Source organism: Arthrobacter sp. AZCC_0090 (genome assembly GCF_014207375.1).
In the GTDB taxonomy this organism is placed as follows: Bacteria; Actinomycetota; Actinomycetes; order Actinomycetales; family Micrococcaceae; genus Arthrobacter.
The window spans coordinates 341,756-353,217 of the sequence record NZ_JACHEE010000002.1; the positions used below are offsets into that span (position 1 = coordinate 341,756).

9 protein-coding genes are annotated in these 11,462 nt (G+C 64.3%); 4 read left to right on the forward strand and 5 right to left on the reverse strand.

The genetic code is table 11. The annotated features are described in order from the left end of the window. Positions 1-4 precede the first annotated feature (4 nt). Positions 5-3,721, reverse strand: a complete 3,717-nt coding sequence (gene mfd / locus HNP00_RS04285; protein ID WP_260404753.1) for a transcription-repair coupling factor — start codon at positions 3,719-3,721, stop codon at positions 5-7. Between the two features lie 145 nt (positions 3,722-3,866). Here mfd and HNP00_RS04290 point away from each other — a divergent pair, with 145 nt between their 5' ends. From HNP00_RS04290 to HNP00_RS04305, 4 genes are all read left to right on the forward strand, one after another. Continuing rightward, positions 3,867-4,364, forward strand: coding sequence for a DUF2505 domain-containing protein (locus HNP00_RS04290; protein WP_184736284.1), 498 nt, complete (start codon positions 3,867-3,869; stop codon positions 4,362-4,364). Between the two features lies 1 nt (position 4,365). Continuing rightward, positions 4,366-4,587: an SCO4848 family membrane protein gene (locus HNP00_RS04295; RefSeq protein WP_184736286.1), complete on the forward strand. Its 222-nt coding sequence runs from the start codon at positions 4,366-4,368 to the stop codon at positions 4,585-4,587. A 191-nt stretch (positions 4,588-4,778) separates the two neighbouring features. Next, entirely contained in the window at positions 4,779-6,086 is a 1,308-nt protein-coding gene (gene nhaA, locus HNP00_RS04300; protein ID WP_184736288.1) for a Na+/H+ antiporter NhaA, read from the forward strand. Between the two features lie 110 nt (positions 6,087-6,196). Continuing rightward, positions 6,197-6,334, forward strand: a complete 138-nt coding sequence (locus HNP00_RS04305; RefSeq protein WP_184736290.1) for a hypothetical protein — start codon at positions 6,197-6,199, stop codon at positions 6,332-6,334. A gap of 176 nt (positions 6,335-6,510) precedes the next feature. Here the strand turns inward: HNP00_RS04305 and HNP00_RS04310 are convergent, their stop codons facing one another. The 4 genes from HNP00_RS04310 to HNP00_RS04325 all read right to left on the reverse strand — a co-directional run bounded on the left by HNP00_RS04310 (position 6,511) and on the right by HNP00_RS04325 (position 11,400). Then, positions 6,511-6,648: a hypothetical protein gene (locus HNP00_RS04310; protein ID WP_184736292.1), complete on the reverse strand. Its 138-nt coding sequence runs from the start codon at positions 6,646-6,648 to the stop codon at positions 6,511-6,513. 68 nt (positions 6,649-6,716) lie between these two features. After that, entirely contained in the window at positions 6,717-7,268 is a 552-nt protein-coding gene (gene sufU, locus HNP00_RS04315; protein WP_184736294.1) for a Fe-S cluster assembly sulfur transfer protein SufU, read from the reverse strand. Beyond that, positions 7,265-8,599 carry a cysteine desulfurase gene (locus tag HNP00_RS04320; protein ID WP_184736296.1) on the reverse strand — a complete coding sequence of 445 codons (1,335 nt, stop codon included), beginning with the start codon at positions 8,597-8,599 and terminating at the stop codon, positions 7,265-7,267. The genes sufU and HNP00_RS04320 overlap by 4 nt, the downstream gene beginning before the upstream one ends. Before the next feature lie 122 nt (positions 8,600-8,721). Beyond that, positions 8,722-11,400 (reverse strand): LuxR C-terminal-related transcriptional regulator, encoded by a 2,679-nt coding sequence (locus HNP00_RS04325; RefSeq protein ID WP_184736298.1) that lies wholly within the window; start codon positions 11,398-11,400, stop codon positions 8,722-8,724. Positions 11,401-11,462 lie beyond the last annotated feature (62 nt).

Sequence of the window (11,462 nt, forward strand, 5' to 3'; positions counted from 1 at the left end):
CGGTTCAGCCTGCGGTCTGCGAAGCGCTGGACGTCGGCGAAGCCGAGAAGAAGATAGCTTCGATCACGGTGTTGGCCCACTCCAGGATTTCGGCGTCCTGCAGGTCGCGGCCGCCGATCCTCGCCGTCTTGGGCTTGGGAATCAGCACGGAGTCGAGGGCTGGTTTGACCTGCGAGCCCGGGTACATGCGGTTCAATCGCATGACCTTGGACTCGGGCAACTGTGCGGGAGAGAAGCGGATGAAATTGCCTTGTAGCGCGACGTCGGACAGCCCGGCTTCGCGGGCACCTACCCGGAAGCGGGCGACGGCGATCAGGTTCTTCGCGGGCAGCGGCGGCTCACCGTAACGATCCACGAGTTCGGCCAGGACCTCGTCGATGGCCTCGTTGGTGATGGCTGCGGCCAGTTTCCGGTAGGCCTCCAGGCGCAAGCGTTCGCCCGGCACGTAGTCGTGCGGCAAGTGGGCATTGACAGGCAGCTCGATCTTCATCTCGGCGGCCTTCTCTTCGGCCTCGCCACGATATTCGGCCACGGCTTCACCCACCAGGCGGATGTAGAGATCGAAGCCGACCCCTTGGATGTGCCCGGACTGTTCCCCGCCCAGCAAGTTGCCCGCGCCGCGGATTTCGAGATCCTTCATGGCCAACTGCATGCCGGCGCCTAATTCGTTGTGGGCCGCGACGGCTTTGAGCCGTTCAAGGGCCACCTCGCCCAGGGGCTTCTCCGAGGGATACAGGAAGTAGGCATAGGCGCGTTCGCGCCCACGGCCCACGCGGCCGCGCAACTGGTGGAGCTGCGAGAGACCGTACTTGTCCGCGCCGTCCACAATCAGGGTGTTCGCATTGGAAATATCCAGGCCGGTCTCAATGATGGTGGTGCAGACCAGGACGTCAAAGCGCTTCTCCCAGAAGTCCACGATGATCTTTTCCAGGCGGCTCTCGGACATTTGTCCGTGCGCCACTTCAACCCGTGCTTCTGGAACGAGCTCCCGGATCTGGGCGGCGATGCGCTCAATCGAGGACACGCGGTTGTGGACGAAAAAGACCTGACCTTCGCGCATCAGTTCACGCCGGATCGCCGCGGAGGTCTGCTTGTTGGTGAACGGGCCGACGTAGGTCAGCACCGGGTGCCGTTCCTCCGGCGGTGTGGCCAGCGTGGACGTTTCGCGGATACCCGTAAGGGACATTTCCAAGGTACGCGGGATGGGAGTGGCGCTCATGGCGAGGACGTCCACGTTGGTGCGCATTTTTTTGAGGGCTTCCTTGTGCTCCACACCGAAGCGCTGCTCCTCATCCACGATCACCAAGCCGAGATCCTTGAACTCGAAGTCCTTGGACAGCAGTCGGTGCGTGCCAATGACTACATCCACAGAGCCGTTCTTGACGCCCTCCATGGTTTCCTTGGATTCCTTTGCGCCCTGGAAACGGGACAGCGGCTTGACGCGCAGGGGGAAGCCGGAGAAGCGCTCGGTGAACGTTTCATAGTGCTGCTGGGCGAGCAACGTGGTGGGAACAAGGACCGCCACCTGCTTGCCGTCCTGGACGGCCTTGAACGCGGCGCGGACGGCGATCTCGGTCTTTCCGTATCCGACGTCTCCTGAGACCAGCCGGTCCATGGGGATCTCCCGTTCCATGTCGGCCTTGACCTCGTTGATGGTGGTCAGCTGGTCCGGCGTCTCGACGTACGGGAAGGCTTCCTCAAGCTCCCGCTGCCACGGCGTGTCCGGCGCGAAGGCGTGCCCGCGCGAGGCCATGCGTGCCGAGTACAGCCGAATGAGCTCGCCCGCGATTTCCTTGACAGCTTTACGCGCTTTGGACTTGGTGCTCGCCCAGTCCGCCCCGCCCATCTTGCTCAGGGACGGCGTGTCGCCCCCGACATAGCGGGTCACTTGGTCCAGCTGGTCCGTGGGCACGAAAAGCCGGTCGCCGGGGGCACCTCGCTTGGATGCCGCGTACTCGAGCACGAGGTACTCGCGAAGACCGGCGTCTCCCCCGGAAGGACCAGCAGAGGAGCCCGCCACCTTGCGCTGGATCAGCTCCACGAACTTCCCGATCCCGTGCTGTTCGTGGACCACGAAGTCACCGGCGTGCAGCTGGAGGGGGTCGACGGCGTTACGCCGCTTGGAGGGCATGCGTCGCATGTCCTTCGTGGATCCGGCGGACGTGCGGCCCAGGAGGTCCGCTTCCGTGAGCAGCCCCAGTTTGAGGCCGTCCAGGACAAAACCGCGTCCGACGGCGGCAGTGGTCACCTCGATGATGCCGGCCTGTGGTTCGTGGGCCAGGGATTCGACACGGGAGCACGGGATATCGGCATCATGGAACAACTCGGCGAGACGCTGGGCCGGACCGGGTCCGTCCGTGGCCACCACGATCCGCCATTGGTCACGCACGTGGGAACCGATGAATTCGAGCATCTCCGCGACATCGCCCTGGTAGCCGCGCGGTTCACGGGCGTGCAGGTTCAGGACGTCGATATCGAGGACAAGTTCTTCGTCGGTCGCCAAGGAGGTGATGGACCACCAGGAGACGCCGTGGGCCAGCGCCGCGCTGCGCGTATCAGTCAGGGATTGGAAGCTTGCCTCGTGGAGGCTGGCGGCCGCATGCGAGGCCAGATCAAGGGGCGCGGTCCCGCCGTCGGACGCTGTGGACCAAGCCGCCTCCAGGAACTCCTCATTGGTGGCCGCGAGGTCGTGCGCGCGGGTGCGGACCTTCTCCGGTTCGATGACCACACCGATGGACCCGGCCGGCAATTGGTCCACGAAGGGCACCATGGCGTCTACCAGGACCGGAGCCAGGGACTCCATGCCCTCGACGGCGATGCCGCCCGCGATCTTTTCCAACATGTCCGCGGCGGCTGGCATGTCGGCCTTGAGCTTGGCGGCCCGGGACATGACCGATGGCGTGATGAGGATTTCCCGGCAAGGCGGGGCATGCAGTTCGGTGGGGTGATGCACGGCCGGACCGGAGAGCGACCGCTGGTCGGCCACCGCAAACCAGCGCATCTGGTCCACCTCGTCGCCGAAGAATTCCACCCTGATCGGGTGGTCCTCGGTGGGTGGGAAAACGTCTAAAATGCCGCCCCTGACGGCGAATTCACCACGGTGGGTAACCATGTCCACGCGCGAATAGGCAGCGTCGGCAAGGCGGCGTACCACGTCGCTGAAGGGCATTTCCTGCCCCACCTTCAACGTCACCGGGACCAGTTCTCCGAGGCCCGCCACCACCGGCTGGACCACGGCGCGAACCGGCGCCACCACCACCCGCAGGGGACCCGCCGTCGAACTCTCCGGGTGGGCCAGGCGGCGGAGTACGGAGAGCCTGCGGCCCACCGTGTCCGAGCGTGGGGAGAGCCGTTCGTGCGGCAGCGTCTCCCAGCTGGGAAAGGCCGCCACGGAATCCGCGGGGAGGTAAGCCGCCAGCGCCTCGGTCAGGTCCTCCGCTTCGCGGCCCGTGGCCGTCACCGCCAACACCACCGCGCTTCCCTCAGGATCCTGGGAGGCCAGGCCGTCGGCCATTTCGGCGAGCAACGCCGCCCTCAAGCCTGCGGGGGCGCTGATCTGGTAGTCGCTGCTGCGTTCGCTGAACGCGCGTGCTGCCTCCGGCCTGACCCGCGCGAACGTCCGATCCTCGCCCAGGGCACGCCGCAAACCGTCGAGACACGCACCGGTGCCTGTGCGGTCGATTCCGGAGTTGACCGCGGACGGCTGGCCTTTGGGGCTCATGGATGGCTCTCCTGGGGTGGGGAATGCAGCACGAAAACCCGAAATTCTCTCGAATCCCGGGGCGTTCCTAGCCTACCCCGCCCACCCCGTAGGATGTTTGGGAGCCGCAAGAGCTTTCAACCGAGATATTCCACGGAGGACCCCCATGGCCCTGAACGCATCCACCACCCTGCCCTATGGCGTCGACCGCGTAGCCGCTACTTTCATCGACGAAGACTTCCTGCGTCACACGAGCGAGTATGTCGGCGGCACTTTGGAGTCATTCCAGATCGACGGCGACACCGCCGGCGCTTTCACCACCATCACGGTCCGCACCCTGCCCACCACGCGCCTCCCGGAGATCGCCCGCAAGTTCGTGGGCGAGAAGCTCACTGTCACCCAGACCGAGAAGTGGGACGCCCCGACTGCCGATGGCTCCCGGACCAGCAACATCTCCCTGAAGATCTCCGGCGCCCCGCTTGATGTCACCGCGGCGCAGCGCCTTGTGGCCGACGGCGGCAACACCCGCGTCGAGCTCGAAGGTGCCGTCACGTCATCGGTTCCGTTCCTCGGTGGCAAGATCGCCGACGCGGCCGAGCCGATGGTGGGCAAGGCGCTCAACATCCAGGCACAGCAGGCCGAGGCCTGGCTCGAAAGCCACTAGCGTGCAGTTGGGACCGGTCCTCGCCACTGTGCTGATCGTCGCCGGCGCTTGGTCGCTCATCGTGTGGCCGCAGTTCCTGCGGCGCGTCATGACGGACCCCCGTGCCCGCGACGCCAACGGGAAAGCCACCAAGTTCCTCACGGTCCACGTCGTCCTGGTCAGCATTTCCATGGTGCTTGGACTCGCGACGGCGGTCATCGGAGTAGCGGGCCTGCTCACGTAACGCTTCTTCCGCACCCAGCTGACTCGCAGTAGGTGTCGTTCTGGACGCTCATAGCGACGCCTACTGTTAGTTAGTTGGGTCCTCGGCGGGGCAGCACTCCCCTCGGCTAAAATGGAAGTCAGGTGCGCCGGGAAGTCTGGTCGGCAACAGTTTTGTCGACCCCAAGCTTCCCAACCTCCACAGGAGCCATCATGGCGAACAGCCCGCACCCGGCTGCCCCTTCCAAGGTTTTCAGCCGCTCGAGCTTCCCCGAGTACCAACGCATCCTGGCCATCCTTCGCACCGAAACCGTTGGCGGCGCACTTTTGCTCGCAGCCACGGTTGCCGCCCTCGTCTGGGCAAATTCTCCCCTTGCCGACGGCTATTTCACCCTGCGCGACGTCAAGATCGGCTACGCCCCGTGGCACCTGGAATTGAGCCTGGGCCATTGGGCGTCCGATGGGCTCCTGGCCGTGTTCTTCTTCATCGCCGGGCTGGAGCTGAAGCGCGAATTCGTGGCCGGCGAATTGCGAAAGCCTGCAAAAGCGATCGTCCCGGTCGCGGCAGCCGTCGGCGGCGTGGCCCTGCCCGCGCTCATTTACGTTGCCCTCAACCTCGGTTCGGGCGCCGAAACCCTCAAGGGCTGGGCCATACCCACGGCCACGGACATCGCCTTCGCCTTGGCCGTCCTTGCCGTCATTAATACGCACCTGCCAGCCGCGTTGCGCACGTTCCTGCTGACGCTGGCCGTGGTGGATGACCTGATCGCCATCGGCATCATCGCGTTTTTCTATTCGAGTGGCCTTGAGCCGCTCCTGCTCCTGGCCGCCGCCGTGCCGCTGGCCCTCTTTACCTTTCTGGTCCAGAAGCGCGTCCGCAGCTGGTACCTCCTGCTCCCCCTTGCCGGGGCCACGTGGGCCTTCGTCCATGCTTCGGGCATCCACGCCACCGTGGCCGGGGTCCTGCTGGCCTTTGCCGTACCCGTTGTGACCTCGGGAAAGAAGGGAGAGCCTGAGGCCGGACTCGCCGAAAGTTTCGAACACCGGCTGCGTCCCTTGTCGGCAGGCTTTGCCGTGCCGGTGTTCGCTTTCTTTTCTGCCGGTGTGGCTTTGGGCGGCGCCGAAGGCCTGGGAACTGCCTTTCGCGATCCGGTGGCGGTAGGCATAGTGCTCGCCCTGGTGGTGGGCAAGACGGCGGGCGTCTTCGGCACCACGTTCCTCATCACCAAGACCACTCGCGCGCGGCTGGACGACGGCCTGGCATGGATCGACGTCGCAGGGCTCGCCATGCTGGCGGGGGTCGGTTTCACCGTCTCCCTCCTGATCGCCGAGCTCGGCTTCGGCACCGGTTCCCCGCATGATGACCACGCCAAAGTAGCCGTTCTGGCCGGTTCCCTCACCGCGGCGGTGCTAGCCGCCGTCGTGCTCAAAGCCCGCAACGGGCACTACCGGCGCGTGGCGCGGGACGAGCAGAGGGACGACGACGGCGACGGCGTGCCTGACGTCTTTACCCGCGCCTGAGGCGCCCGGTCCACACACGAGTAGCGGACATTGCAAATCGAGTATTGCCGTTTGCAAGTGGGGTGGTTGGCACGCTATTTGAGCCCCATTGGCAGGAATACCTTGCTGCTATGGACGCGAATAGTATGGAACGAGTGTGGCATGGGGCCCACAGGAAGGCCCAAGCGAAGAACTGGTCGTTGTACTTCGTCTGGGCGGTTCTCGGTCTCATGTCGATTTCGGTGCTCATCGCAGCGGTACCCAAGTGATGCGATGGCGATGCCAACGGTACACAAAAGCTCGGACCGGCTTTCGCGGGTCCGAGCTTTCTTTGACTCTGCGTTCCCATGTCGTGCGGCGTTCCCATGTCGTGCGGCGCGTTCCCATGTCGTGCGGCCAAGCCCAGCCGTCATCGGCGCAGCTTGACTGAGTTCCAGCCTTTGCCTCAGCGGATCGCGCCCATAAGGGCGGCAAGAATGGTTACCGCAACGAGGGCGAGCAACAATCCCACAACCACAAACTCCGCCCTGCGGACCCGATGCTGGCTCCGGCGCCATTCGCGCCTGCTCTCCAAGGTGATCATGGTTCGAGGCTAAGTCCGGCCTGCGAGTCCACAATAGAGTGGACACTACTCGACCTCGGCCTGCTTCGCTAGAGAGCCTCGGACACCCCTTGATTGGCCTCGGCTTGGCGCAACGCGTCTTCCGCAGCCACCCATGCGAGCATGGCGCACTTTACCCGGGCCGGGTACTTGGCGACCCCGGCCAACGCTGCAGCATCCTGTAGCAGTTCCTCATCCGCTTCCAGTTTGCCGCGCGAGCGCATCAATTCGCGGAAATGGTCAATGGTCCGGCGGAGGGACGCCGGGGACATGCCTGGTGCCATTTCACTGAGTATGGACGCTGACGCCATCGAAATTGCACAGCCATCGCCATTCCAGTGAATTTCCGTGACGGCCTGTCCGTCTCCGGCGGTGCCGACACTGAGCCTCAGGGTGATTTCGTCCCCGCAGATGGGATTGAGCTGGTGACTCTGCCCTGTGCCGACCGAACCCGCGGTGCCGACCGAACCCGCGGTGCCGACCGAACCCGCTGTGCCGACCGAACCCGCTGCGGCGGCCGGCAGTTCAGCCAGGTCTCCCCCGCTGCGGATCTTGGAGTGCTCCAGGATCAGCTGTTGGTACAAGGAGTCCAGACCACTCATGACGTGGCCCCCGAAGCCGTTACCCCGAAATAGGGCCGGATCTTGGCAACTGCCTCAACCAGCAGGTCGACTTCCTCGGACGTCGTGTAGAGGTAGGTACTGGCCCTGGTGGAGGCAGTCAGGCCCAGCCTGCGGTGCAGGGGCTGCGCACAATGGTGGCCCACCCGGACAGCGATACCCAGATCGTCGAGGTACTGCCCGACGTCGTGCGCGTGCACTCCGGCGACGTCGAACGCGGCAAGCCCGGTCCTTTCTTCTCCTGGCTCGGGACCCAACACTCGCACGCCTTGGATGGCGCTGAGGCCCGTGACAAGCCTTTGGCCAAGCTCCGCCTCACGAAGGGCCACCCGCTGCATCCCTGTCTCGCTGAGGTAGTTCACCGCCGCAGCCAAGGCCACAGCCTGCGAAATAGGCTGCGTTCCAGCCTCGAAACGCTGGGGAGCGGGCAAATACCGGGCTTGCTCCATCGTCACCGTGGTGATCATGGAACCACCAGTCAGGAAAGGTGGCATCGCGTTAAGCAGTTCGCTCCGGCCGTAGACCGCGCCGATTCCCGTAGGTCCCAGCATTTTGTGGCCGGAAAATACGGCGAAGTCAACGTCCAAGGCCTTGAAGTCCAGGGGGAGGTGCGGCGCGGACTGGCAGGCGTCCAGAACCACCAAGGCACCTACTTCCCGGGCCATCTGGACCAGTACGTCCACCGGGTTGATGTTGCCGAGCACGTTGGACGTGTGGGTGAAGGCCAGGATCCTGGTTCGCGCGGTCATCAGGCGCGATGCTTCCTCGAGCCGCAGCGCACCGGCGTCGTCAAGGGGAATGTACTTGAGGGTGGCGCCGGTCCGCCGGCACAGTTCCTGCCAAGGGATCAGGTTGGCGTGGTGTTCCATTTCGGTGACAAGCACTTCGTCCCCACGCTTGAGGGCAAAGCGCTCGGCTTCCGCGCCTGCCTGGCCCACGCTGGCGTTCGAAAAAGAATAGGCCAAAAGGTTCAGGCCCGCGGTGGCGTTCGCGGTCCAGATCAGCTCATCATCCTGCACGCCCACAAAACGCGCCACGGTGGCCCGCGCGTCTTCGAAAGAGTCCGTGGCTTCTACAGCGAGGTGGTGGGCACCGCGATGGACCGCGGAGTTTCGTTGCTCATAGAATTCCTGCTCCGCCTCCAGCACACTCCGGGGGTTCTGCGAGGTGGCACCCGAGTCCAGATAGACCAGCGGTTTGCCATTGATCTCCTGCTCAAGAACAGGGAAATCATTGCGGATGCGACGGACTTCATCGTCATCGAGTGCGGAAACCTGGGCATCTCCCCACGCGGGGGTGGAAACCATCGTCAAAACCGGTGCTCCTTGATAGGAATACGTGGCAATCGCCAGCGGCAGACCGCCAGGAGTGGCGGCGTCACCTAGTAATTGTCCCACCATTTGGCTTCGCTGCCTCATCCGCGGAGCTGCGCAGCTTACTCCTCCGGCTTCGCCAACTCGTCCCAGAGTTCAGAGAGCTTCTGCCGCCGCGAAACTCCGAGCTTCCCGTAAACCCGCTGAAGGTGCGCGTTGACAGTGTTCACTGCGATACCCAATCGAGCGGCTACTTCCGCGCTGCTCAGCCCGGAGGCCACCAAGGCAGTCACTTCGCGTTCACGCTGGGAAAGCTTGACGACGCCGGGAAGGATGGAGGACCCGGCCTCCGGGCCCTCCGCGTCGGGTTCGTCATAGGCAAACACCTCCTCGTGGTCGGAAGCCCGGTCTTGTTGGGGCTCACCCGTGATTGCTTCTTGTGTTCCCAGCCCTGGTCTTTGTCCCATTTCTTGTCCTGCTTCCTGTCCCGACGGCACTCCGGACTCGACGCTCCACACAACTTCGGACACCCCTGGCCCCACCTGCCGGTAGCCACGGCTGCCGGTACGTGCGGCCAGGCCCAGGTTCAGCATTTCGAGGGCCCGGTGTCCCTTCTTGGCAGCCGAACCCGCAAGTTGCAAGAGCTTCCTGTGTGAATGTTCCGCACCAACCAGCACTGACCGTGCCGCGGATGAATAGCTTTCGGCGAGCTGCGACGCAAGATAGTTTCCTGAACTTCGGCGCGAATCGTAGGCCGCCAGTGCGCGACGTACTTGGTTGACATCGCCCAGCAACCACGCGGCGGCGGCAAGTCCCCCGAGGGCCGGTGGCAGAAGCCCGTCGGGATCGGCTTCGTCCAACCGGGCCTTGGCCTGGCGGAACTGTTCACAAGCCAATTCCAGGCTCCCCTGCCTGGCAAACACAAGTGCCCTGTAGAGGTGGGCCGCCCCACCGAAATAGCTCATCCGGTTGCTGTAGCTGGAACTGCCGGCGCAGAACATTTCGGCACCACCCCATTGTCCGCGCCAGATCAAATTCGATCCGTGGATGGTCAGCACAGCGGACAGGAAGTCCACCGGGCACCGTGGCAGCCTCCCCAAACTTTCGAGGGCCGACGTCGAGAGTGCGACGGCGTCCGAGAACCGCCCGCTGACAGCCAGCCCTTGGGAGACGAGCGCCATCAAAAGCACGGCGGCCTGGGTAGGCGGCGGCGGCTGGTGCTCGGAACGCAGCCCAGGGTCGAGCAATTGGCTGCGGCAAAGCCTTTGGAACAGCTCACCACTGGCTGAAGGCCAGCTACCGTTCTGCGCATCGAGGTACAGCTGGAGGACATCCAGTTCGTCCCGGACGGCCGCCTGGTCAAGATAGGCCGGCTCGTCCGGCTGGACTGCTGCGGCGGCAGCCTCCAACCGCCGTCGGGCGTCCTGTAGGACCGCCTGCAGCACCTTTGCCCCCGGCGAAGTCGGCAAAAGGGCATGCAACAGCAGCCACACGGCCTGGGCGAAGTCCATTGTCAAGACGTCAGGGGTATTTGCAACCAGACCCTTCAGGACTGTGACAGCCCCGGGGAAATCCCTTGTTTGATAGAGGGCCCTTGCCAGCTCCAGCCCGGCAACCAGTCCGAGTTCCGGCGCTCGCACCGCATCCGCGGACCGCCGGGCCCGCCGGTTATCGTGAATGTCGTTCGCCGCAATGGCCACGGCCAGCAGATCAGCGTCTGGCACCGGCAAACCGCTTTCCTGTTCGAAGTCCACCCGACGGAACAGCGTCCAGAGCGAGTCATCAGCAGCCGGGGCGGAGATCTCGTAGATGCTTCGCCGAAGCGCCAGGATCCGGGCAGGTCCCAGCTGCTGCCGGGCAAGCCTCCCTTCGATGCCGTGACTGAGGGAAGCCGTCTCCCGGGTGTCCTTCTGGACACGGATGGTTCCGTCGCCCCGGAGCGCTTCGATAGCCCGCTTTTGGACAAGCTGTTCAAGGATGGCCATTGGTATCGGCTCCCCCGCTGCCAGGAGGTCCACCACCTGACGCTGCGGCACGGAGTAACCCTCAAGCCGGTGCCGGGTCAATTCGAGGGCTTGCGAACCGTCCAGTCGGATCGGTCCGGACAGCATCCAGGAATCAGCCTGTTCCACGATCTCTCCGCGCGCTGCGGCTTCGTCCAACAGCAACTTCGCGGTCTGCAAGTTCCCCCCGGTGAGGGCATGGATGTCCCGGACCAGGCTGCGCGCGGCGTGCCCGCCGAGACGGTCATCGAGGAATTCGCGAAGCTGCTCCGGCGTGAGGTCGTCGAGGGTCACCACCGAAAGCTGGCGTGAAACGACGGACTCCATCAATTCCATCCTCAACGGCCGGTCTGAGCGGTGGGTGGCAATCATGCGGATGTCCGGTTCAACAAGGAGCTGGCTTAAGAGCCAAAGGGACATGTCGTCCAGGAAATCGATGTTGTCCAGGACGAGCAAGGCCGGGGATCCAGCTGCCGAAGCAGCGCGCACTGCCTTGCGGCAAGCCGCCACAATGGAACCGGGCCACACTTTGGAGCGGGCCGGCAGCTCGGGAACAAGTGCCATGGCGATTCCAAACGGGATATCCGCGAATGACTCGGAGACGTTGTGGGCAATCACGCTGAACGACCCGCGCAGCACTGAAGCCGCGGCGTCCAAGAGAGTAGTCATTCCCGAACCGCTCGGGCCTGAGATGACTATCCCGGCTGGCTCCGGCCCTGACAGGGCAATAACAATCTCTTGAAGCTCTGCTGCCCGAATGATCGGGGGCGAGGTCTGGGTCCCTTCAGTATCGTCCATGGTCCTGTCTCATCTTTGGGCCGCCGGACACGTGTTCCTGACGGCCGCGGCACGGACCGGTG